The 22255-nt window shown below is 67.7% G+C and carries 20 protein-coding genes and 1 tRNA gene; 6 read left to right on the top strand and 15 right to left on the bottom strand.

What is annotated here, in order from left to right; genetic code table 11:
• The first annotated feature begins 10 nt into the window (after positions 1 to 10).
• Together NCO8_RS16015 and NCO8_RS16010 are read left to right on the top strand one after the other, a co-directional pair.
• Positions 11 to 3892, top strand: a complete 3882-nt coding sequence (locus tag NCO8_RS16015; protein ID WP_067640515.1) for a Pls/PosA family non-ribosomal peptide synthetase — start codon at positions 11 to 13, stop codon at positions 3890 to 3892.
• Positions 3892 to 5223, top strand: a complete 1332-nt coding sequence (locus NCO8_RS16010; RefSeq protein ID WP_067640819.1) for a M1 family metallopeptidase — start codon at positions 3892 to 3894, stop codon at positions 5221 to 5223. The genes NCO8_RS16015 and NCO8_RS16010 overlap by 1 nt, the downstream gene beginning before the upstream one ends.
• Here NCO8_RS16010 and NCO8_RS16005 read toward each other — a convergent pair.
• On the bottom strand, positions 5208 to 5393 hold the full coding sequence (locus tag NCO8_RS16005; RefSeq protein ID WP_067495829.1) for a hypothetical protein: 186 nt from the start codon (positions 5391 to 5393) through the stop codon (positions 5208 to 5210). The genes NCO8_RS16010 and NCO8_RS16005 overlap by 16 nt on opposite strands.
• Positions 5394 to 5431: 38 nt before the next feature.
• Complete coding sequence (locus NCO8_RS16000; RefSeq protein WP_067640817.1) at positions 5432 to 5887, bottom strand: DUF2752 domain-containing protein; 456 nt, start codon at positions 5885 to 5887, stop codon at positions 5432 to 5434.
• Positions 5888 to 6077: 190 nt separating this feature from the next.
• On the opposite strand from NCO8_RS16000, the gene NCO8_RS15995 reads away from it, so the two are divergent.
• The gene (locus tag NCO8_RS15995; RefSeq protein ID WP_067640513.1) at positions 6078 to 7163 is read left to right on the top strand and encodes an alpha/beta fold hydrolase; all 1086 of its coding nucleotides are present in this window, start codon (positions 6078 to 6080) and stop codon (positions 7161 to 7163) included.
• A 107-nt stretch (positions 7164 to 7270) separates the two neighbouring features.
• Here NCO8_RS15995 and NCO8_RS15990 read toward each other — a convergent pair whose 3' ends face one another.
• From NCO8_RS15990 to NCO8_RS15980, 3 genes are read right to left on the bottom strand one after another with little or no spacing between them, the layout of a single operon-like run.
• The gene (locus tag NCO8_RS15990; protein WP_245655387.1) at positions 7271 to 7639 is read right to left on the bottom strand and encodes a hypothetical protein; all 369 of its coding nucleotides are present in this window, start codon (positions 7637 to 7639) and stop codon (positions 7271 to 7273) included.
• A gap of 59 nt (positions 7640 to 7698) precedes the next feature.
• Complete coding sequence (locus tag NCO8_RS15985) at positions 7699 to 9060, bottom strand: alpha/beta hydrolase family protein (protein WP_067640511.1); 1362 nt, start codon at positions 9058 to 9060, stop codon at positions 7699 to 7701.
• 8 nt (positions 9061 to 9068) lie between these two features.
• The gene (locus tag NCO8_RS15980; RefSeq protein ID WP_067640509.1) at positions 9069 to 9641 is read right to left on the bottom strand and encodes a winged helix-turn-helix domain-containing protein; all 573 of its coding nucleotides are present in this window, start codon (positions 9639 to 9641) and stop codon (positions 9069 to 9071) included.
• A gap of 133 nt (positions 9642 to 9774) precedes the next feature.
• On the opposite strand from NCO8_RS15980, the gene NCO8_RS15975 reads away from it, so the two are divergent.
• The gene (locus NCO8_RS15975; protein ID WP_067640507.1) at positions 9775 to 10395 is read left to right on the top strand and encodes a hypothetical protein; all 621 of its coding nucleotides are present in this window, start codon (positions 9775 to 9777) and stop codon (positions 10393 to 10395) included.
• A gap of 115 nt (positions 10396 to 10510) precedes the next feature.
• On the top strand, positions 10511 to 11143 hold the full coding sequence (locus NCO8_RS15970) for a hypothetical protein (protein ID WP_067640505.1): 633 nt from the start codon (positions 10511 to 10513) through the stop codon (positions 11141 to 11143).
• 393 nt (positions 11144 to 11536) lie between these two features.
• On the opposite strand, the gene NCO8_RS31860 is transcribed toward NCO8_RS15970, so the two are convergent.
• The 6 genes from NCO8_RS31860 to NCO8_RS15940 form a co-directional block, all read right to left on the bottom strand.
• Positions 11537 to 11704 carry a hypothetical protein gene (locus NCO8_RS31860; protein ID WP_167353292.1) on the bottom strand — a complete coding sequence of 56 codons (168 nt, stop codon included), beginning with the start codon at positions 11702 to 11704 and terminating at the stop codon, positions 11537 to 11539.
• A 67-nt stretch (positions 11705 to 11771) separates the two neighbouring features.
• Positions 11772 to 11847: transfer RNA gene (locus NCO8_RS15960), tRNA-Thr, on the bottom strand.
• A gap of 67 nt (positions 11848 to 11914) precedes the next feature.
• Positions 11915 to 12187 (bottom strand): hypothetical protein, encoded by a 273-nt coding sequence (locus NCO8_RS15955; protein ID WP_157104939.1) that lies wholly within the window; start codon positions 12185 to 12187, stop codon positions 11915 to 11917.
• A 151-nt stretch (positions 12188 to 12338) separates the two neighbouring features.
• Complete coding sequence (locus NCO8_RS15950) at positions 12339 to 13538, bottom strand: DNA polymerase III subunit delta' (protein WP_067640500.1); 1200 nt, start codon at positions 13536 to 13538, stop codon at positions 12339 to 12341.
• A gap of 300 nt (positions 13539 to 13838) precedes the next feature.
• Positions 13839 to 16772, bottom strand: a complete 2934-nt coding sequence (gene topA, locus NCO8_RS15945) for a type I DNA topoisomerase (protein WP_067640498.1) — start codon at positions 16770 to 16772, stop codon at positions 13839 to 13841.
• Between the two features lie 268 nt (positions 16773 to 17040).
• Positions 17041 to 17247, bottom strand: a complete 207-nt coding sequence (locus NCO8_RS15940) for a cold-shock protein (RefSeq protein WP_019044597.1) — start codon at positions 17245 to 17247, stop codon at positions 17041 to 17043.
• Positions 17248 to 17681: 434 nt separating this feature from the next.
• On the opposite strand from NCO8_RS15940, the gene NCO8_RS15935 reads away from it, so the two are divergent.
• Entirely contained in the window at positions 17682 to 20072 is a 2391-nt protein-coding gene (locus NCO8_RS15935; RefSeq protein ID WP_084457223.1) for a DEAD/DEAH box helicase, read from the top strand.
• Between the two features lie 296 nt (positions 20073 to 20368).
• Here the strand turns inward: NCO8_RS15935 and NCO8_RS15930 are convergent, their stop codons facing one another.
• The 4 genes from NCO8_RS15930 to NCO8_RS15915 all read right to left on the bottom strand — a co-directional run bounded on the left by NCO8_RS15930 (position 20369) and on the right by NCO8_RS15915 (position 22184).
• Positions 20369 to 20842, bottom strand: a complete 474-nt coding sequence (locus NCO8_RS15930) for an Rv3654c family TadE-like protein (protein ID WP_084457222.1) — start codon at positions 20840 to 20842, stop codon at positions 20369 to 20371.
• An 80-nt stretch (positions 20843 to 20922) separates the two neighbouring features.
• Positions 20923 to 21237 carry a TadE family type IV pilus minor pilin gene (locus tag NCO8_RS15925; protein WP_067640496.1) on the bottom strand — a complete coding sequence of 105 codons (315 nt, stop codon included), beginning with the start codon at positions 21235 to 21237 and terminating at the stop codon, positions 20923 to 20925.
• Between the two features lie 41 nt (positions 21238 to 21278).
• Positions 21279 to 21488: a DUF4244 domain-containing protein gene (locus NCO8_RS15920; RefSeq protein WP_067495857.1), complete on the bottom strand. Its 210-nt coding sequence runs from the start codon at positions 21486 to 21488 to the stop codon at positions 21279 to 21281.
• Between the two features lie 72 nt (positions 21489 to 21560).
• On the bottom strand, positions 21561 to 22184 hold the full coding sequence (locus NCO8_RS15915) for a type II secretion system F family protein (RefSeq protein WP_067640494.1): 624 nt from the start codon (positions 22182 to 22184) through the stop codon (positions 21561 to 21563).
• Positions 22185 to 22255 lie beyond the last annotated feature (71 nt).

Genomic DNA, 22255 nt, shown 5'->3' with positions numbered 1-22255 from the left:
ACTGAGCACGATGCTCGAGCCACGCACCGAGGGCCCGGCGAACCGGCGGCGTGATCCGCTGCTGCGCGCCGATCTGGCCGCGCCGCCACGCACCCTGGTCGACATTCTCACCAGCACCGCCCTCGCTCACCCCGACGCGCCCGCGATCGACGACGGCACGACCGTGCTCAGCTATATGGAGCTGGTTGCCGCGATCGAAGCCAGGATGACCCAGCTCGCCGACGCCGGGGTCCGCCCGGGCGACCGGGTGGGCGTGCGGATGCCCTCGGGCAGCGCCGCGCTGTACGTCACCATTCTCGCGGTGCTCTACTGCGGCGCCGCCTACGTGCCCGTCGACGCCGACGACCCGGAGGAACGCGCCCGGCTCGTCTTCGGTGAGGCGCGGGTGAGCGCGATCGCGACCGCCGCGGGCATCGAGTCCGACACCGCCGTCGCGGGCAACGGTCACAATGATCCGCACACCCTGCCGACTCCCGCCGACGACGCCTGGATCATCTTCACCTCCGGTTCCACCGGCACCCCGAAAGGTGTTGCGGTGACCCACCGCAACGCCGCCGCGTTCGTCGACGCCGAGGCCCGGTTGTTCCTGCGCGACGCCCCGATCGGCCCCGGCGACCGCGTGCTGGCCGGCCTGTCGGTGGCGTTCGACGCCTCCTGCGAGGAGATGTGGCTGGCCTGGCGCAACGGCGCCTGCCTCGTTCCCGCCCCGCGCGACCTGGTCCGCACCGGCGCCGATCTCGGGCCGTGGTTGATGCGCCGCGAGATCAGCGTCGTCTCCACGGTGCCGACACTGGCCGCCACCTGGCCCTCGGATGCCCTGGAATCGGTGCGGTTGCTGATCTTCGGCGGCGAGGCCGTGCCGCCGGAGCTGGCCGAACGTCTGGCGGGCGCCGAGCGCGAGGTGTGGAACACCTACGGCCCCACCGAGGCGACAGTCGTCGCGTGCGCGGCGCTGCTCACCGGCGAGATGCCCGTACGCATCGGCCTGCCGCTCGACGGCTGGGACCTCACCGTGGTCGACCCGCAGGGCAACCCGGTACCGACGGGCGAAACCGGCGAACTCGTGATCGGCGGTGTCGGCCTGGCCCGCTATCTCGACCCGGCCAAGGACGCCGAGAAGTACGCCCCGCTGCCATCGCTCGGTTGGGAACGTGCTTATCGCAGTGGCGATCTCGTGCGCAACGACCCCGAGGGCCTGATCTTCCTCGGTCGCGCCGACGATCAGATCAAGATCGGTGGCCGCCGCATCGAACTCGGCGAGATCGACAACGCCCTGCAGCATCTGCCCGGCGTGAGCGGTGCGGCCGCCGCGATCCGGACAACCAAGGCGGGCAACAAGATCCTCGTCGGCTACCTCACCGGCGCCGGACCCGACTTCGACGCCAAGCAGGCCAGAAAGATTCTGGCCGAACAACTTCCGGCACCGTTGGTTCCGCGCCTGGCGGTGGTTGCCGACCTGCCGACACGCACCTCCGGCAAGGTCGACCGCGATGCTCTGCCCTGGCCGCTGCCGAGTACCGACGACACCGCCGACCACGGGCTGAGCGGCACCGCCGCCTGGGTCGCGGGACTGTGGGACGCCATTCTCGGCGCCGAGGTCACCGATCTGGACACCGACTTCTTCGATGTGGGCGGCGGTTCGCTCTCGGCCGCCCAGCTGGTCGGCGCGCTGCGTGAGCGGTATCCGCATGTCACGGTGGCCGATCTCTACGATCATCCGCGCCTGGGTTCGCTGGTGCAGTTCCTCGACGGCAGCGCCCCTGTCGCCGCCGTCGACGCGCGGGTGGTGGAACCGACTCCCCTGCGCGCACAGCTCACCCAGTTACTGGCCACCATCCCGCTCACCACACTCACCGGCTTGCAGTGGGTCACCTGGCTGGCGGTGGTGTCGGCGATCGCCGGCTGGTCCGGTTCGCTGCCGTGGTTGCCCCGGCTGTCGTGGTGGTGGATCGTGCTGGCCTTCGTACTGTTCATCTCGCCGATCGGCCGGATGACACTGTGCGTTGCGGGTGCCCGCGTGCTGCTCGCCGGGTTACGCCCCGGCACCTACCCGCGCGGTTCGTGGGTGCATCTTCGCCTGTGGGCGGCCGTGCGTCTCTCGGAAGCCAGTGGCGCCGAAAGTCTTTCGGGTGCGCCGTTGATGGTGCCGTTCGCGCGAGCCCTCGGCGCCAAGATCGGCAAGGGCGTCGACCTACACTCCCTGCCGCCGGTCACCGGCATGCTCGAACTCGGTGACGGCGCGAGCGTGGAACCCGAGGTCGACCTGTCCGGTTACTGGGTCGACGGCGACCGCGTGCACATCGGCGGCATCACCATCGGCGACGGCGCGGTGATCGGCGCCAGGTCGATCCTGCTGCCCGGAACCAAGATCGGTAAGCGGGCCGAGATCGCGCCCGGTTCGGCCGTGTCCGGCAAGGTCAAGGGCGAACAGGAATGGGCGGGCTCACCGGCGGCGAAGACCGGTAAGGCACCGCGCCGCTGGCCCGACCACTCCCCCGAGCGCGCCAGGCACTGGCTGATCGTGTTCGGCCTGTCGTCGATGGCGCTGGCCGCGATGCCGGTGCTCGGCCTGGCCGTCGGCGGCACGTTCATCGCCTGGTGGGTGCGCGAGGAGACGACCATCGGCGCCGCCGCCCTGCGCGGCTTCGCGATCCTGCCGGTCGCCACCCTGCTCAGCCTCGGTGTGTACGCGGTGGCGACGGTGATCGCGGTCCGCCTGCTCGGCATCGGCCTGCGCGAGGGCTACCACCCGGTGCGCAGCCGCACGGGCTGGCAGGTGTGGGCCACCGAACGCCTGCTGGACTCGGCCCGAACCTTCCTGTTCCCGCTGTATGCCAGCCTGCTCACCCCGATCTGGTTGCGGCTGCTCGGCGCGCGGATCGGCAAGAACGTCGAAGCCTCGACGGTGCTGTTGCTGCCCAAGTTCACCGTGGTCGCCGACGGCGCGTTCCTGGCCGACGACACCATGATCGGCAGTTACGAACTCGGCGGCGGCTGGCTGCGCATCGGCGAGGCCAAGGTCGGAAAGCGCGCCTTCCTCGGCAATTCCGGGATGACCGCACCCGGTCGCCGGGTGCCGAAGAACGGGCTCGTCGCGGTGCTGTCGGCGGCGCCGAGCAAGGCGAAGGCCGGGTCGTCGTGGCTGGGCAGCCCGCCCGTGCGGTTGCGTCGCGCGGCCGAATCCTCCGATACCTCGCGCACTTTCGACCCGCCGCTGCGGTTGAAGCTGGCGCGCGCGTTCGTGGAGACCTGCCGGCTGATCCCGGTGATGGTGACCTTCGCCATCGGCCTCGGCGTGCTGTTCACCCTCGCCCTGATCGCCCAGCACAGCGACTATCTGGTCGCGGCGCTGCTGTCGGGACTGGTGCTGATGGCGGCGGGCGCGGTGGCGGGCATGATCGCCGTCGCCGCGAAATGGCTTCTGGTAGGCCGTATCCGGGCGGTGGAGCATCCGCTGTGGAGCTCGTTCGTGTGGCGTAACGAGGTGTCGGACGCGTTCGTCGAGACCGTCGCCGCGCCCTGGTTCGCCCGGGCCGCCACGGGTACCCCGGTGATGAATCTGTGGTTGCGCGGACTCGGTGCCAAGATCGGCCGAGGGGTATGGTGCGAATCCTATTGGCTTCCGGAGGCAGACCTGGTGACACTCGGTGACGGCGCGACCGTGGAACGCGGCTGCGTGGTGCAGACCCACCTGTTCCACGACCGCATCATGTCCATGGACACGGTGACCCTCGACGCCGGCGCGACCCTCGGCCCGCACTGCGTCGCCCTGCCCGCCGCCCACATCGGCGCGGGCGCCACCATCGGACCGGCCTCGCTCGTCATGCGCGGCGACGTGGTTCCGCCGTCGACCCGCTGGTGGGGCAACCCCATCACGCCCTGGGCCAGTTGATGCGCTCGTTCTACGAGGACCCGATCGACGTCTACCTCCCACAGAACGGCAATCGCGGCTACCGGGTGTCGCGCTACGAGCTGGAGCTGAGCTACAAACCGGCCAGCAATCGGCTGGCCGGGCGTGCGGTGATCATCGCGGTCACCACCGAGGTTCGTTCGTCGTTCACCCTCGACCTGTCCCCCGCGCTCGGGGTGTCGAAGGTGTTCGTCAACGGGTCCAAGTCGGTGAAGTTCAGTCATCAGCGCGGCAAGCTGGCGCTCACTCCGCAGCAGAAGATCCCGGCGGGCGGGGTGCTCGAGATCGCCGTGCACTATTCGGGCACGCCGAAACCGGTGCGCGGACCGTGGGGCGAGGTGGGCTGGGAGGAACTCACCGAGGGCTCACTGGTGGCCAGCCAGCCCAACGGCGCGGCGTCGTGGTTCCCCTGCGACGACCACCCGAGTTCCAAAGCGTCCTACCGCATTTCGATCACCACCGACAGCCCGTACTACGCGCTGGCCAACGGCACCCTGATGCGTAAGCAGGCCAAGGCGAGCCAGACCACCTGGGTGTACGAGGCACCCGAACCGATGGCCACCTACCTGGCGACCATCCAGATCGGCAACTACCGCAAGTACCGCGTGGGCAGTCCCGGCGAGCCGGTGCCGATGCAGGCGATCGTCCCGCCGCGGTTGCGCGCGAACTTCGAGCACGACTTCGCGCGTCAGCCGCAGATGATGGCGTTGTTCACCGAGAAATTCGGGCCGTACCCGTTCGAGAACTACAGCGTGGTCGTCACCGACGACGACCTCGACATCCCGATCGAGGCACAGGGCATCTCCGTCTTCGGCGCCAACCACTGCGACGGAAGGCGCGGCGCCGAACGACTCGTCGCCCACGAACTGGCACACCAGTGGTTCGGCAACAGCCTGACCCTGCGGCAGTGGCGCGACATCTGGCTGCACGAAGGCTTCGCCTGTTACGCCGAATGGCTCTGGTCGGAGGCCTCGGGCGGGCCGGGCGCCGATCAGCTGGCGCGCGCCGCGCACGCGAACCTCGTCCGCCAACCGCAGGACATCATCGTCGGCGATCCCGGCCCGGCGGACATGTTCGACGACCGCGTCTACAAGCGCGGCGCCCTCACCCTGCACGCGTTGCGCCTGGAACTGCGCGACCACCTGTTCTTCCAGCTCATCCGCGAATGGACCGCGCGCTACCGGCATTCGTCGGTGACCACCGAGGACTTCGTCGACCTCGCGGGTCATTACAGCGTCGCCCCGCTGCGCGGGCTGTTCGCGGTGTGGCTGGGCACCAAGCCGTTGCCGCAGCTGCCTCAGAACACCAAGTAGCGCTGGGCCAATTCCTCGACGAGCGGGTCGTCGGCGGGCACCATCTCGAGTGCTTCCAGATCGTCGGCCACCGAAATGTGGCGGTTGTCGTCCTGCTCGGGGTCGGGCCCGTCCTCGGCGAGATGACGCTGCAACTTCTGCCGGACCCGGTCCTTCAGTGAATCGCGCATAGTTCCAGATTGCCCGTCGACCCGGGCGCACGCCAGCCTCAGACGGGCGTGAGCCAGGTCCCCCACGGGGTGTTGCGCAGCACCGAATACCCGATGAGCAGGCCGAGGAAGGTCCACACCGTCACCGGGCTCAAGCCGGGTAACCGCCAGCCTTGCCCGCGTCTGGCGCGCAGGAACCAGTCGACGACGAAGGCCGCGAACGCGAGGGTCAGCGGCAGCGCGAGCAGGTTGCTGTGCAGGGAATCGATGATGCGGCCGTCGGTGAGGTTGTGCATCGCGCGCATCCCGCCGCAACCGGGGCAGTAGACCCCGAACATCGCGTACACCGGGCACAGGCCGTAGGAACCCTCCACGTGCGGGTCACGGAAATGCAGCAGTGCCAGGGTGCCGATCCCGAGACCAGCGGCGATCAGCGGCGGCGCGAACCGTCGCCAGGGCGGCGCCGGGGTGCCGGCTGCGCCGGAAATCCCGGTCGCGACGTGCGCGTTGTCCACCCTCTTACGGTAACGGCGCCCGGTGGAGGCCGCCACAACGCCTGTAATTCCCCGGCCGCTTCGGACGATTTCACAAGGTAAGCGGGTGTTGATACCCACTCGGCAACAAATGGGACACTCTGACCCGCTAACACTAGCTAGCACGCAAGCTCGCACTGTACGGTGGCCTACGACACAAAGGAGTGCCGATATGCTTGCGAAGTCGATGATGACGCTCGCGGCAGCGCGTTCCACGGTCTCGAGTTTCGAGTCCGGCGCACTGACCGCCCAGTTCCGTGCCGGGCTGCGTACCCGCAGTTTCGCCACCGCGAAGCTCAACGCCCCCGCCGCCCCGCACCGGGTCGTCCCGGTCACCACCGCCGACGGCGCCGAGCTCCGGGTGCACGTCTACGGCGACGACACCGCTCCGACGCTGGTGCTCATCCACGGCTGGGCGTGCAGCATCGAGTACTGGAACCCGCAGATCAGCGCCTTCGCCGACAGCTATCGCGTGGTCGCCTACGACCAGCGCGGCCACGGCGAATCGACGCTCGGCACCGCGGCCCCCAGCGAGCACACCCTCGCCGACGACCTCGCCACCGTCCTCGAAGCGACGCTTCGCCCCGGCGAACAGGCCGTGCTCGCCGGTCACAGCATGGGTGGCCTGACCATCCAGGCCTGGGCCAAGCATCACCCCGAGCAGGTCACCGAGCGAGCCGCCGCCGTGCTGCTGGCCAACACCGCCAACTCCGACATCCGCGCCGAAACCGACCTGCTGCCGCTGCTCAACAAGCAGCTCACCGTGGCCACCACCCCCGTGACCATCCTCGGCGCGCCGATCCGGATGCCGCAGCAGATCAGCGAGACCGTGCTGTTCACGCCGGTCCCGATTCCGGGCGGCTGGCTCACCGAGCAGGTGTTCCGCTACCGCATCCTCACCCCGGAGGCGACCGCCGACGAGATCGATTTCGCGATCGGCATCATCCGCTCGTGTCGTCCGCTCGCCCGCGCCCGGCACGCCGCGGCCATGGCCGACATGGACCTCACCGCGGGCACCGCCAACCTGACGGTCCCCACCACGGTGATCGCCAGCGCCCAGGACCGCCTCCTCCCGCCGCGCATGTCACGGCCCATGGTCGAGGTCCTGCGCCGCTCCGGCCACCTGACCGACTTCCACGTCCTGCCGCACGGTCACCTCAGCAATATCGAAGACACCGAAGCCTTCGACACCACCCTGCGCCGTGTCCTGCTCAGCGCCCACTCCCGGTCGACGCGCACCCGCAAGGCCGCCCGCTGACCGACCACGAACTTCCTGAGCACGGTCAACGGCGACCGGCTCAGGGGGCCAACCGGAAAAGGCCCTCGACCACGTGGTCGAGGGCCTTTTCCGTGTCGGTCGCGAGTTCACTCCCGGTAGACCACCACGTACGCGTTGGTCGCGGTGCCGATGCTGTACGGCCCGATGCAGGACGCCGCACCCTGCCCGGTCGGGCTGATCGCGCCGCTCCACGAGCCCCGGTAGGGCCCGATTCCCATGAGCGGGAACGCATTCGGAATGCCTGCCAGTCCCCAGCATTCGACGATCAGGCTGTACTCGCGGCTCGCGGGCGCACCGGTGTCATGACAGCTGACCGAAGCGCCGACCAGATCGCGGGTGACCACACAGTCCTGTGGGCCCGCGTGCGCGGCGCCGGAACCGACAACAGCCGAGAACCCCACCACCGCCGCTGCGGCGGCTGTGAGGCGAACTGCCGCGACCACTGATTTCCTCATACGGAATCTCCCTTGGCTCGTTATATAGCAGTCGGGCATATCGTTAGCGTTGTTACACATCAGGGCAACAGCAGTCCCCAGTACAGGGCCCACAGGGTGAATCCGATGCCGCCGACGACGACCAGCATCCATCGGACGCGCGCACCCTTCCCCGCGCCATCGAGTATGGTCCCGCGTCGGGCGATGAGGTAGATGAGCGAGCACACCGCACACACCGCGATCACCTGCAAGGTCAGCCAGGGCAGGGTGCGGCCGAACAGCAACGGGCCGAACGAGGTCGCCCTGGTCGACGCCACGTACAACACCTGGGCGATCGTGCCGATGATCCCGATCCCGGCTGTTGTCACCAGCACGCGTGCGACTCCGGCTCGAGGCAGACGCCACGCACTGGCAAACCCGGTGAGCACGTAGCCGAGCAGGGTGAGCACGGTGCCGAGGAAGAGGACCAACAGCGCCGTCGGCGATTCCCACCATGCCTGTGGTGCCAGCGGTGTCACCGAATGCGCTTGCGCGGCGGGTTCATCCGAGTGCTTGCCCGCCGAGCCGGGCAGGCCTTTCACCCAATCGCCCACGAGTTCGGGGTATCCGGGCGCCAGGTCCGCGCCCTTGTCGAAACCGTCGGTGGTCGTGAAGGCGCCGTGCTGCGCATCCAGCGTTCGCAGGGTGTAGTCGGTTTTCCCTACTCGATCGAAAGCGTCGCGGAACCCCCGCAGGCTGTCGCCAGGTGGGGTGAGCCGGTCCTTGTCGCCCCAGATGGCGAGCACCGGCTGTCCGATGGCTTCCAGCACCGGCACCGGATCGTAGTACGCCTGGGCGAACAGGCCCGCGGCCGCACTGACACGAATCGCGTTGCGTCCCAACGTATCGACCATCGAGCCGCGCACACCCGCAGCCCCGAACCGGGTCTCGTTCGCCCAGGCCTGCTGCGCCGCCGGGGCACCGGCATTCGCACCGACGACGATCAGGAACGCGACGTCATCCGAACGCGAAGCAGCAAGCGGCGCAACCCAACCGCCTTCGGACAAACCCCACAGACCGACGCGCGCGGGATCCACTTCGGGTCGTTCGCGCAGGGCCGCAGCACCCGCGAGGGCGTCATCCGCGAGCAGGGAGTAGTCGCGATGCGCCGGCGTGTAGTCCTCCGTTCGCTTCTCGTATCGGAGCGTGACGATGCCCTGACGTGCGAACGCAGTCGCGATCTGCGTGTATTGAGGGCTGCGTCCATCGCCGGAACCGTGCACGAGAACGACTCCCGGCAGCCCGGTGGCACCCACCGGGGCGTGCACGGTACCCGTGGTGGTGGTGCCGTCGGATCGCGTGAAGGTGATGTCGGCGGTGGTGGTCTCGTCGGCGCCTGCTGTCGGCGCGAAGGCTATGAGAGCCGCGATCATACTGGCGAGCAAGATGATTCGGGTGATCATGCGGGTTCCTACTCGTCCATTCCGGGTGCGGGGAACGCGATGAAACGGGTCAGCACCCGACGCGCACCGGGTCGTTTTTCGGCGTGCGTGGCCTGAAAGCGTTTGAGCAACGCGAGATACTCCTCGCAGAAGGCGTCGAGCTCCTCGCGCGTCGCATAGATCGCCCCGCGCGAGAACGGCATCACGTCACCCCACTCGCCGAGCCTGTCCCGCTCGGCCTGGAACCGCCCGAACAGCTCGACATCCTCGGCGATGTGCTGCGCCACCAACCCCTCCAGCAGCTCCCGCATCTCCGGCGACTGCGACTTGTCCAGCCGATACCGCAGATCCTTCGGCGGCGACCGCCACCACCGCTCCTTCCCCTTGGCCAGCTCCGGCGCCTCCTCGATGAACCCGTGCTCAGCCAGCTGCCGCAGGTGATAACTGGTAGCCCCCGTGTTCTCCCCCAACACCTCCGCCAACCCCGTAGCCGTAGCAGGCCCCTTCTCCGCCAACGCCCGCAGAATCCGCTGCCGCAAAGGATGCGCCAACGCCCTGAGCGCCACCGGATCCGTAATCTCCCTGGGTTCCACACCATCCATACATGCACACTAGGCTTTGCACACTCGTCTATGCAAAGAACAATATGCACACTTACTTCAGGTGACGTCGCGAGGTCTGGCACCGCACGATAAATGGGAGGAAGTGCGTGCTCGGCTCTGCTTCAGTAGCCAGGTGATCACGATGCAGGCTGTCGTCGAAGTACCGAACTTCGACTTCGAGCCACCACAGCCCTGGCCGGTGCTCCCGGCCGAACCATATTCCTTCGTACCGATCCATCGTGGTTGCTCGGACGCCGAAGTCGGCCTGTTCGTAAGCGGCCTGACCCGCGGGCTCGAGACCACTGGCAGCCGAGACGAGGTCGTGACAGCCTTGCTTGCCGAGGAGACACTCCTCCAACCCGGTGGCCTGCGCTTGACCGACACAGTCACCGGGGCGGTGATCGAACCGGGATGTTGTGCTGGGCTGGAGGAGTGGCGCGAGTGGGTCGATGTGCTAACAGGAACACCGCCGTGGCTGGGCCACGGCCCGACACCCGAAGTCGAGATCGGTGTCGATGAGCTTCGCGTGTGGCAGGACAGCGGCGCCGATCGCCAGGCAGCACAAAGTGTCGTGGTCGAGCGTTCCTCATTACCGGGGCTGCTGAACAGAGTTCACCGCGACCTGGTCGGGTTCCTGGCCTGTGTCCAGGCATGGTCTGAACGAGGCAGATTGGGCAGCAAAGGCACCGACCTGGTCGAGGCCATCGATCGCAGCTTCCACGTGACGGCTCCGCTGATATTCCCCGGCAGCTGAAGCCAAGGCGCTCGGTGCTGAGTGGGCACGATATCCGTGTCATAGCCGGCCCGGCGCCCTGTGAGGTTAGAGAATTTCGACCTGGGTTCGGTACTCCGCAATAGATCATGTGCGAGTGGATCTAGATGCGTATACCAGGCGTGCTCAGGAACTGGCGGTCATCCTCGATGTCCGGAAGCCTCGCGTGAAACGAGGCAAGGTGTCGGAAAAGGTGCTGCCCGAGGGCATTTGGATTAGAACCGTGGTCCTGCGCCCGTGGATCGCACTGACCCCACAGTTCGATACCCTCTCCGAGGCGGAGCGTGACAGCGAACTGGCCGCAGCGGTCACGTACTCCCACCTGACGGAATCCGGAATGCCGAAGTTCGTAGCCATCGTCACGCTGCTCCCCCTGCCCTTCGCTTGCCTCACCGGCTATGTCGCAGGGGCGCTGGATGTATCTCAGCTGGGCTTCAACCTACTTCTCGCACTGTTCCTCGCCCTCTGGACCTGCATGTACCTGACCGGCGCATTCCTCTGGGCTCACCGGATGTTCTTCCAAACCGACCGCAAGATAGCCGAAACATTCGGAGCCTCCTGGGCGACAACGAACATTCAACTGTCGCGCCGAATGCGCTACAAGCGCCGCGGCATCTTTGGCCTCTATCTCAGTCTGTCGATGCCGAGCGAGCAACGCCGCCTGCAAGCGATCGCCGATCTGTCGACATTGGACAGCCAAGGGGTTCGCGCGCACTCTGAGCCGGTGTAATCGAGGTTTCGGCGACTCATTCCCGGGGCGCAACGAAACCCCGGTGCGTTGCCTGGATTGCTCTGGCAGCATGACGCGATGCCGGATCTGCTGTGGAACGACGTGAGGAACTTCTTCGACCCGAACGCCATGGGCCACCTGCCCGATCTGTGGGTACCCGACGCCTCGATCGAAGACTGGCAGACAGTGTTCGACCTGGTCCGATCCAGCAGGTGGACATGGAAGTACCGGGAAGGCCTCGTCGAGCGACCGCTGCCCGCTGCGGTGGAGGTACTGCCGCGCTCCACCGACGAGGAGATGGCCGATCTGGCTGTCCGGCCTGCGCCGGGTGTAGAGGTCATCTTCAGTCTGATGTCGGCCACGGAGATCGACTTCTACATAAGCCTGCGGGAACTACAGGGTCAGACGGGAGTGGATACCCTCTGCGCCTTCCTGTGCCTGCTCGGCCGCCGGCTGGGCAAACCAGTGTTCATGTCTGCCGACGGCGCGTACGGTCGCCCGGTACTCGGGTTCGACCCAGCAGTCGACCACGTGGTGCTCCTCGCAGATCCAGTAGATCACTTGGCAAGGGCACGACACCCTGAAACCAGAAAGGCCCTCCCCGGCGAACCGGACAGGACCTCTGAACTGGAGCCGCCTGGGGGAATCGAACCCCCGACCTTTTCATTACGAGTGAAGCGCTCTACCGACTGAGCTAAGGCGGCGTACCTTTCGGCGGTGCGAGTCTATCGCCTCGGGGTCGGAACGCGAAAACCGCTGGTCATCGTGGGGTCAGCAGGAAGGTTGGAAGGGGTAGCAGGAGGGGGGTGTAAGAGGCGGGGGCGGCGGGATCAGGGTGGCCGACGGCTCCGGCGCGATCACGGTGGTTGGCGTGCTCTCCTTCTCCGGCGACTGCATGTTGAGGGCGGTCAGAACCGCCAGGAAGAGGAAGGCGCCGACGACGACTGCGGCGAATACCCACAGGATCGGCGTCGGCGCCGTGCTGCGATAACCGTGGACGTGCAGCGAGCGGTAGCGACCGGGGCGGGAACGTCGCCTGCTCATCGATTCGGCCCTGATCTCCGAGACGCCACCTCGAACGCTCCCCCGCCGGTGCCCCATTCCATGGGGAAAGTATGCCGGTACATCCGGCGGGATTCACTGGATCCGTCAGCCAAGAGGGGGGTGAAATGGCTAGGGCGGCAACGTAATCAGGTCAGGTGGAGCGGGCGGCGATGAGGGTGGCGACCATGGCGGCTACCGCGAAGCGGGGTTTTACGTTGAGGTCGAGGGCTTCGCGGCAGGCGAGGACGGCGTCGATGCTGCGCAGGAGGCCTTCGGGGCGGACCGAGGCGGCGAGGTCGGTGATCTCGTCGGCCATGTCGGGGTGGGTGAGGGTGATGGTGGCGCCTCGGCCGGCGAAGCGGAGGGCGAGGGCGTCGCGGTACATGCCTGCCACGTCGATGAGGGCGCGGTCGAGGGCGTCGCGGCCGGTGCGGGTGGCGCGGGATTTCTGGCGGCGTTCCAGTTCCTTCAGTACGCCTGCCGAGCCGCGGGTGGCCGAGGCCGCGCCTTTGCCGGTGCCGCCCGCGCCGAGGGCGGTGGCGAGTTCGTCGCGTTCGCGGTCGTCGCGTTCGGAGCTCATCTGTTTGGCTTCGTCGTCGGCCGATTTCACCAGTTCGTCGGCGGCGGCGTAGGCGGCGCCCGGGCGCTCGGTGGCCTTGACCAGGGCGAGCGCGCGCTGGCGGCGTTTGCGGGCGTCGTCGTCGGTGGCCAGGCGGCGCGCCCGGCCGACGTGCCCGCCGCTCACCGACGCGGCCCACTCGGCAGTCTTCGCATCGAGCCCGTCGCGCTCTTTCAGCACCTGTGCGATGGACGGCACCGACGGCGTGACCAGGTGCACATGCCTGCACCGCGAACGCAGCGTGACCGAGATGTCCTCGGGATCGACCGAGGGCGCGCACAGCAGGAAGACAGTGCGGTCCGGCGGTTCCTCCACCACCTTGAGCAGCACGTTGCCCGCCGCCTCGGTGAGCCGGTCGGCGTCCTCGACCACGACCACCTGCCAGCGGCCGGTACTCGGCCGCCGCGAGGCGACCTGCACGATCTCGCGCATCTCCTTGGTGCTGATGCTGAGGCCTTCGGGTACGACCCGACGCACGTCACCGTGCGTTCCGGCCATCGTGGTCGTGCAGGCGTGGCATCTACCACAGCCGACGGTCTCCGGGTCCGTGCACTGCAGGGCCGCCGCGAAACACAGCGCGGCGATGGAACGCCCGGACCCCGGCGGCCCGGTGAACAGCCAGGAATGCGTCATCGCCCCGGTGACCACACCGGCCCGCGCCGCAGTGGCGGCAGCGGTCAGCTCGGTCTCGACCACGTCTTGGCCGACCAGTCGATCGAAGACTCCTGCCACAGCATCACACCCTAGCCGCGCGCACCGACAACCCCGAGGGCGGTGGCGGCTCCGACCTGGCTACCCGGTGCCCGACCGTCACGCCAAGCACGCCGCTCCATGCAGCCGGTGCATCAGCCGCACCTCGGCGCGCAACCGACTCTCGGCCGCAGCTCGTCGGCCGCACAAAACTACGGCCGTTGCCGGATGACGCGCCGTCGACAACGTCAGCAGCACTCGCTCAGCGTTGGCACGCATTGCTGTCATGCCGCTGACCCATCGGCCACCTCGACCCGAACTATCGCCGAACGGACCGATGTGTCAGTCTTCGCTCGCCCCAGCGCTTTTCGCTGTCGCCTTCTTGGCAGGGGCCTTCTTCGCGGCAGTCTTCTTCGCGGTCGTCTTCTTTGCTGTGGTCTTCTTGGCCGCCGTCTTGGTCGCCGTCGACTTGGCCGCGGTCTTCTTGGCGGGCGCCTTCTTGGCCGCCTTCTTCGCCGTCGCCTTCTTCTTCACCGGGCCACGCGCGCGCCGTTCCGCCAGCAGCTCCGAGGCGCGCTCGTCGGTGATCGACTCCACTTCGTCACCCTTGCGCAGGCTCGCGTTGGTCTCACCATCGGTGACGTACGGACCGAAACGGCCGTCCTTGATGACCATCGGCCGGTCGGTGGCCGCATCCTTGCCGAGCTCGCGCAGCGGAGCCGCGCTCGCCGCCTGCCGCCCACGCCGCTTGGGTTCGGCGTAGAGCTTGAGCGCCTCGTCCAAGGTGACGGTGAACAACTGCTCTTCCGACGCCAGCGAACGGGAGTCGGTGCCCTTCTTCAGGTACGGGCCGTAGCGGCCGTTCTGCGCCGTGATCTCCTCGCCCGAGGTGGGGTCGTTACCGACCACGCGCGGCAGCGACAGCAGCTTCAACGCGTCGTCGAGCGTGATCGTCGACAGGTCCATCGACTTGAACAGCGACCCGGTGCGCGGCTTGACCTCCGCGGCCTTCTTCGTCGTCTTCTTCGCGGGTGCGGCGGCGGGGTCCGGCGCGGGCGGTTCCGGCAGGATCTCGGTGACGTACGGCCCGAAACGTCCTTCCTTGGCGACGATTTCGTGCCCGGTGGCCGGGTCGATGCCGAGCGAACGACCCTCCTGCGGCGTCGAGAACAGCTTCTCGGCGACCTCGGGAGTCAGCTCGTCGGGCGGCAGATCGTCGGGCAGGTTGGCGCGCTGCGAGATCGGATCGCCGTCCGGGTCATCGGGATTGACGACCATGCGCTCCAGATACGGTCCGAACCGGCCGACGCGGACCACCACATCGCGGCCCTCGTCGTCGACGAACATCTTGATCGAGTTCACTTCACGCGCGTCGATGTCGTCGAGCTGCACGGAGACCATCTTCTTGAGGCCACCCGAACGCGCGACCGAACCCTCGGCGCCGTTCTCACCACCGAAATAGAAGCTGGACAACCAGTTTCCGCGCTGCTCGCGCCCTCCGGCGATGGCGTCGAGGTCGTCCTCCATGGCGGCGGTGAAGTCGAAGTCGACGAGCCTGCCGAAGTACGCCTCGAGCAGACCGATCACCGCGAAGGCCACCCACGACGGCACCAGCGCACTGCCGCGCTTGTACACATACCCGCGATCGAGAATCGTCTTGATGATCGAGGAGTAGGTCGAGGGTCGGCCGATGCCGAGTTCCTCGAGCGTCTTGATGAGCGAGGCCTCGGTGTATCGGGCGGGCGGGTTGGTGCTGTGGCCGTCGGGGTTCAGTTCGACGGCGGTGACCGCTTGACCCTCTTCGAGTGCGGGCAGGCGCGACTCGGCGTCGTCGGACTGGCCGCCCGCCTCCTCGTCGACACTCTCGACATAAGCCTTGAGGAAGCCGGGGAAGGTGATGGTGCGGCCCGAGGACGAGAACACGCACTCCTCACCGGAACGCGCGGTGCCGGTGATGCGGAGGGTGAGCGTGGTGCCGCGCGCGTCGGCCATCTGCGAGGCGACAGTGCGCTGCCAGATCAGCTCGTAGAGGCGGAATTCGTCCTGGTCGACCTTCGACGCGAGCTGGCCCGGCGTCATGAAGGTGTCGCCCGACGGGCGGATCGCCTCGTGTGCCTCCTGCGCGTTCTTGACCTTGCGGTTGTACTGACGCGGCGTGGGCGACACGTACTCCGCGCCGTAGAGCTGGGTGGCCTGGGAACGGGCCGCGGCGATCGCCGACTCCGACAGCGTGGTCGAGTCGGTTCGCATATAGGTGATGTAGCCGTTTTCGTACAGCCGCTGCGCGACGCGCATCGTGCGCTCGGAGGTGAACCGCAGCTTGCGGCCCGCTTCCTGCTGCAGCGTCGAGGTCATGAACGGCGGATATGGCTTGCGCGTGTACGGCTTGGCCTCGGCCGAGCTGACCACCAGGTCGACACCGTCGAGCGACTCGGCGAGCCGGCGCGCGTACGCCTCGTCCAGCACGACCACACCGGACGCGGACTTGAGCTGACCGTCGGAACCGAAATCGCGGCCCGAGGCCACGCGCGCGCCCTCGACCTGAACCAAACGGGCGCCGAAGGTGCGCGGGTTGGTCGAATCGGACTTCTCGTCGGGGCCCGCGTCGAGCTTGGCGGCGATATCCCAGTACTCGGCGGAGCGGAACGCGATGCGCTCACGCTCACGCTGCACGATCACCCGGGTGGCCACCGACTGCACGCGACCGGCCGACAGGCGCGGCATGACCTTCTTCCACAGCACCGGGCTGACCTCGTAGCCGTAGAGGCGGTCGAGGATGCGGCGGGTTTCCTGCGCGTCGACCAGGTCGTTGTCGAGGTCGCGGGTGTCGGCGGCGGCCGCCAGGATGGCGGGCTCGGTGATCTCGTGGAAGACCATCCGGCGCACCGGGACCTTCGGCTTGAGCGTTTCGAGCAGGTGCCAGGCGATGGCCTCACCCTCGCGGTCGGGGTCGGTGGCGAGGTAGAGCTCGTCGGCGTCGGCCAGCAGGCCCTTCAGTTCGGCGACCTTGGCCTTCTTGTCGGGGCTGACGACATAGATCGGCTCGAAGTCGTGGTCGACGTCGACACCGAGGCGGGCCCAGGGCTGGCCCTTGTATTTGGCGGGCACATCGGCGGCGCCGCGTGGGAGGTCGCGGATGTGGCCGACGGAAGCTTCGACGGTGTAGTTGCGGCCGAGGTAAGGCGCGATCTTGCGGGCCTTCGTCGGGGACTCGACGATCACGAGACGACGCAGGGGTCGCCCCTGGTCGGCTGAACTGCGGTCTCGTGTTGCCACCGGCGAACACCTTCCTTCTAGATCCGCGCCTCGGGAGGTCCGCTCGGAGCGCGGCTGGGGCAGACGGCGCGACGTTCGACATCGCCACCAGTGACGTTTATACCCTGCGCCCATGGGAAGAAGCGCCGTCGGCGGCTGGCGCCGGGGTTTTCAGGTGCGCGTGCTCGCGTGTCCCGGGTCTGCCGTTCTGGCCGATCGTACCCGGAAATGGCTCGTCCCCCACCTCCGCGCACGGGGGTGGGGGACGGGCGTAGTTGTGTTTCGCAGCTCAGGAGAGCGCGCGAACGCCGGTGGCCTGCGGGCCCTTGGTGCCCTGGCCGACCTCGAACTCGACCTTCTGGTTTTCCTCGAGGGTACGGAAGCCCGTGCCCTGGATCTCCGAGTAGTGGACGAAGACGTCAGCGGAGCCGTCCTCGGGCGCGATGAAGCCGAACCCCTTCTCCGCGTTGAACCACTTCACAGTTCCCTGTGCCATTCTGTTCCTTCTCTTTCTTACCGGAACGGCGGACAACTGGGTTCGTCCACCGGGTCCGTTGAGACCGCTGTACTGTTGGATCCCCCTGCAAGGAAAACCTGAGCACGGCGTTCGCAACATCGATCCTGCTGATGGTTGGACTTTGGATCCGTACCTCGAACACAGAAGCTTGCGACCGAGACCCAGTGAACCATGTCTCCGAGCAATTCAACAGTCGAGTTACCGACAATTTGCAAAATTCTTGATCTTGCGAATGCGCAGGTAAGGGGACGATTGGGTGTATCCGTACTTTCAGTCTGTTTGCTTAGGGATAACCGGGTGAGCTTCCAGCAAACCTCCTGTGACCCAGGTCGCTATTGGGTTACGAAAACCCAGGTAGCCCTCGGCGCACACACACGTTTCACACTTCCGATGTCGCATGAGAGGGCAACCGGATGAATCCGACAGAGCGGACCGAGGTCCGCGCGTCGTCCGCGGCCGAAAGTTACGGTCGATCGTTGCTGAATCGTGTCCTGCTCGATGCGGCATCGAGCACTGGTCCGCTGACCCATGTCGCGGAGCTGCCCGCACGGCCGGCCCGCACGACGGCCTGGCCGGATTGGGTGCCGTCGGAGCTGGTCAGCGCGCTGAGTGCCCAGGGAATCGAGCGGCCGTGGGCGCATCAGACCCGCACCGCCGAGCTCGCCGCAGCGGGCGAACACGTCGTCGTGAGCACCGGAACCGCCTCCGGTAAGTCCCTCGGCTACCAGTTGCCGGTCCTCACCGCCCTGCGCGACGACCCGCGCGCGACCGCCCTGTACCTGTCCCCGACGAAGGCTTTGGGTGCTGATCAGTTGCGGGCCGTCGGCTCGCTGATCCACGACAACCCGCTGCGCGAAGCCCATCCGGCGAGCTACGACGGTGACACTCCCGCCGAGGTCAGGCAGTGGGTTCGGGCCAATGCGCGCTGGATCTTCACCAATCCCGACATGCTGCATGTGGGGGTGCTGCGGTCGCATCAGCGCTGGTCACGGGTGTTGCGCAACCTCCGTTACGTGGTGGTCGACGAATGCCACGCGTACCGAGGGGTGTTCGGTTCGCATGTGGCGCTGGTGCTGCGCAGGTTGCGAAGGCTCGCGCGGTTCTACGGTGCCGATCCGGTGTTCATCCTGTGCTCGGCCACCAGCGCCGATCCGGCCGGGTCGGCGAGCCGGCTGGTCGGGGCGCCGGTCACCGCCGTCACCGAGGACGGTTCGCCGCGCGGTGCGCGCACCGTCGCGCTGTGGGAACCGCCGTTGAGTACCGCGGTGACCGGGGAGAACGGGGCGCCTGTTCGGCGTACCGCGACGGGTGAGGCCGCCAAGATCATGGCGAGCCTGGTAGCCGAAGGGGCGCGGACGCTGACCTTCGTGCGTTCCCGGCGCGGAGCCGAGTTGATCGCACTCGAGGCGCGTCGAGTGCTCGCTGATACCGCCCCTGAGCTGCGAGAACACATCGCCGCCTATCGCGCCGGTTATCTCGCCGAGGACAGGCGGGAGCTCGAGCAGGCGCTGTCGCGCGGCGATCTGCTCGGTGTGGCGAGCACCAACGCGCTCGAGCTCGGTGTCGACATCGCCGGTCTCGATGCCGTCGTCATCGCCGGTTTTCCCGGCACGGTCGCGTCCTTCTGGCAGCAGGCGGGCAGGGCGGGCAGGCGTAGGCAAGGTTCGCTGGTTGTGCTCGTCGCGACGGACGATCCCCTCGACACCTATCTCGTGCATCACCCGGAAGCCCTCCTCGACCGACCGATCGAGGCGACGATCACCGACCCGTACAACCCGTACATCCTGGGTCCGCAACTGCTGTGCGCCGCACTGGAACTGCCGCTCACCGACGCCGAGGTGACCGAGCTCCGGGCCGCCGACGTACTCGCTGACCTGGCCGAACAGGGCCTGATCAGGCGCAGGCCCGGATCCGGGCGTCTGCCGGCGCGCTGGCATGTGACGGCACAGAGCCACCCGCACGACGCCGTCGATGTGCGCGGCGGACTCGGCACGCCCATCGCGATCGTCGACGCCGAGAGCGGGCGGTTGCTCGGCACCGCCGACGCCGGGCGGGCACCGGCCACGCTGCACGACGGTGCCGTGCACCTGCATCAGGGCGAGACCTACCTGGTCGACGAACTCGACCTCGACGGTGGTGTGGCGTTCGTCAACGAGGTGGACCCAGGTTTCACGACCAGCGCCAGACAGATCACCTCGATCAGCATCGAAACGGTGCTCGAGCAGCGGGTATTCGGTGCGGTCACGGCAGCATCGGCGCAGGTCGCGGTGACCAACCAGGTCATCGGCTACCTGCGCACGCTGGTGACCGGCGAGGTGCTCGACCAGGTGGAACTCGACCTGCCCGCGCAGACCCTGCACACCAAAGCCGTCCTCTACACCGTCACGCCGCGGCTGCTCACCGCCGCCGGTATCTCCGACGACCAGCTTCCCGGCGCCCTGCATGCCGCCGAGCATGCGGCCATCGGGATGTTGCCGCTGGTGGCGGGGTGTGACCGCTGGGATATCGGCGGTGTTTCCATCGCCGAGCATCCCGATACCGGCGCGCCGACAGTGTTCGTCTACGACGGACAGCCGGGTGGCGCGGGCTTCGCCGAGCGCGGGTTCGCCCAGCTCAGCGCATGGTTGTCGGCAACGCTCGACGCGATCCGCAGCTGTGGGTGCCACGAGGGTTGTCCGTCCTGTGTGCAATCACCCAAGTGCGGCAACGGCAACAATCCGCTCGACAAGGCGGCCGCCGAACGTCTGCTGGTGGCGGTGCTCGGTGAACTCGCAAGCCATTCCGACGGCTCTGCCACGGCGTGATGCGGCCGTCGCGTCATCGTGACCGCCGCTACACCCCACCGAAGTTTACTGGTCAGTTGTCCGAATTTGCCCTGACCAGTCCAAACGACCTGAGTGTTACTCGTCGGTAGAATAAAAAGGAATCTCCTTTCATTAACTGACACATTGCCAATCAGGCATCGATGGTGTTCATCGTCATTTGTTTCATTTTTTTCGCGGCGCCTCCAATAAAAGCGCTGGAAATGGCCGGGGCGGCGTTCCGGTAAATTCCAGTTAGTTCAGCCCGGAAGCAAGCCGACCTGTGCGAACGCGTGGCATCACCCGCTCTCCTCGACCGGGCCCGCCCGCGCCGCGCCGACCACGGACCGCACACCGAACACCCCGAGCCCCACCTGCCGTTCGACAGTCACCACGGCATCCCACTGCTCCACCTCACACCGTGACACACGCGCCCCCATCCGCCGCGCGACATCGTCCGCCTCCGCGCATCCCACCTCCGCCCCCTCCACCAAAGCGCCTGCAGCGGCCAGCGCCCCGAGATCGGCCGCTGCCTGCACTCGATGCCGTGCCACCACCACGGCACCGACCTGCCCCACCATCAAGGTCGAACAAATGAGCCCCGCCAACGCAATGCACGCGAACGCTGTCGCACCACCCTGGTCGCCGCACGAAGCTGCGGACCGGTTCCGCCACCGGTTGCGGGAGGGCGAGCCACACCGGAGGCCGGCTCGACGGCTGTGCGGTCCCTGGCCGATCGTGTGACGCAGAGCCTGGGCGAGTGCGGTGCGCATCAGTCCTGATTCACGTGGGTAGGGAGGACAGACCGCGTGGTCGACAGATGGCGGTGTGTCTCGAAGAGAGATCGGTGTAGTCATGGCTGGGTTCCGGGTTCGATGACGGCTACCGCTTCGGCTCGGAGGTGCAGGCCGGGGAGTAGTGGGGTGGTTGCGGCGACCGTGGCGATGACGCGGTCGCCGTCGTTGCGGAGTTCGACGGTGGCCCCGGGTGGGGCGACGGTGCGGCCTGCGGCGACGGCGTGCGTGGTGTCACCGCGTGCGGCCAGGCGCGCGGTTTCGCGGGCGGCGTCGACACAGCGCACCTGGGTCGACGCCGCGAGCAGTGCGCCGACGCAGAGGGCGACCGCGCATACGAGGGCGGCGAGGGCGATGGCGGCCTCGACCGTCACCGCTCCCGTATCATCGGCGAGACCGGCAGCGCGGCAGCGATTTACACGCTTGTGTTCAGCGCTTTGTCGATGATCGATGTCAGCGCGTTGACGATGTTGTCCCCCGTGACCACCGCGTAGAGCACCGCGCCGAAGGCGGCCGCGGCAATGGTCCCGATCGCGTATTCCGCCGTCGACATCCCGGCGTCGTCGAAGAGCAGACGGGTGAAACGGGCTCGGACCTCCAGGCAGACGGTGCGTACGTGCGTCATCGTGATCCCCTCTCATTTCCCACCGCGCGGACGATCCGCCCGGTGACGTTTCGTGGCCCGTGTGGCGGGCGTTCACGGCAGGCCGCCGTTGCCGAGGACCCGGCCCGCCAAACCGACTACGACCGGGACGATCCCGAGGCAGACGAAGGCGGGCAGGAAGCAGAGTCCGAGTGGGCCGCCGATCAGCACGCCCGCACGTTCGGCGCGTGCCACGGCGGCGTCCTCCACCACTTCCCGTCGCTGCGTTGCCAATTCGGCGACCGCGGTGGCCAGCGAAGCGCCCGACCGGGCCGAGCGTCGCGCCATCCGCGCCAGCGACTCGACTTCGTCGGCACCCGCGGAACCGACCGCGTCGGCGGCGGCGCGCTCCCATGCCGTGGTGGCGTCGGCGCCGAGTGCCAGTAGGTCGGCGGCCCGCAGCAGAGCCGCGCACAAGACCGGTGGCGCGGTGGGAGCGCTGGCTCGGGCGGCTGCTGCCATCGGCAGCCCGGCTCGCAGGCACGCGGCGAGCAGATCGAATGCCGAAGCCGACCCCAACGGGTCCGCCTTCGCCGTCACCCGCACCGGAGCCGGTGCCGCCGCAGGCCCGAGTCCTCGCAATCGCCGGCTGACTGCCACCCTCCCGGGCAATGCCAGCAGACCAACAGCCAGAATCAGCACCGCGAGCGGTAGCGGCGCACCGAAATCATGCTGCACAACAACCCCTTTCACTCGACATCGACAACCGTCCACACCCATCCACAGCTCTGTGCACAGTCCACAACCGC

It is taken from the genome of Nocardia coubleae NBRC 108252 (assembly GCF_001612805.1).
In the GTDB taxonomy this organism is placed as follows: domain Bacteria; phylum Actinomycetota; class Actinomycetes; order Mycobacteriales; family Mycobacteriaceae; genus Nocardia; species Nocardia coubleae.
The sequence above is the reverse complement of the archived record's forward strand: the minus strand, read 5'-3'. Positions and strand labels throughout refer to the sequence as shown.

Excerpts from the sequence above, each read along its gene's own strand:
- NCO8_RS16015 (WP_067640515.1), top strand. The coding sequence starts at position 11 with ATGCTCGAGCCACGCACCGAGGGCCCGGCGAACCGGCGGCGTGATCCG.
- NCO8_RS16010 (WP_067640819.1), top strand. The coding sequence starts at position 3,892 with ATGCGCTCGTTCTACGAGGACCCGATCGACGTCTACCTCCCACAGAAC.
- NCO8_RS16005 (WP_067495829.1), bottom strand. The coding sequence starts at position 5,393 with ATGCGCGATTCACTGAAGGACCGGGTCCGGCAGAAGTTGCAGCGTCAT.
- NCO8_RS15995 (WP_067640513.1), top strand. The coding sequence starts at position 6,078 with ATGCTTGCGAAGTCGATGATGACGCTCGCGGCAGCGCGTTCCACGGTC.
- NCO8_RS15990 (WP_245655387.1), bottom strand. The coding sequence starts at position 7,639 with ATGAGGAAATCAGTGGTCGCGGCAGTTCGCCTCACAGCCGCCGCAGCG.
- NCO8_RS15985 (WP_067640511.1), bottom strand. The coding sequence starts at position 9,060 with ATGATCACCCGAATCATCTTGCTCGCCAGTATGATCGCGGCTCTCATA.
- NCO8_RS15980 (WP_067640509.1), bottom strand. The coding sequence starts at position 9,641 with ATGGATGGTGTGGAACCCAGGGAGATTACGGATCCGGTGGCGCTCAGG.
- NCO8_RS15955 (WP_157104939.1), bottom strand. The coding sequence starts at position 12,187 with ATGAGCAGGCGACGTTCCCGCCCCGGTCGCTACCGCTCGCTGCACGTC.
- NCO8_RS15940 (WP_019044597.1), bottom strand. The coding sequence starts at position 17,247 with ATGGCACAGGGAACTGTGAAGTGGTTCAACGCGGAGAAGGGGTTCGGC.
- NCO8_RS15935 (WP_084457223.1), top strand. The coding sequence starts at position 17,682 with ATGAATCCGACAGAGCGGACCGAGGTCCGCGCGTCGTCCGCGGCCGAA.
- NCO8_RS15930 (WP_084457222.1), bottom strand. The coding sequence starts at position 20,842 with ATGCGCACCGCACTCGCCCAGGCTCTGCGTCACACGATCGGCCAGGGA.
- NCO8_RS15920 (WP_067495857.1), bottom strand. The coding sequence starts at position 21,488 with ATGACGCACGTACGCACCGTCTGCCTGGAGGTCCGAGCCCGTTTCACC.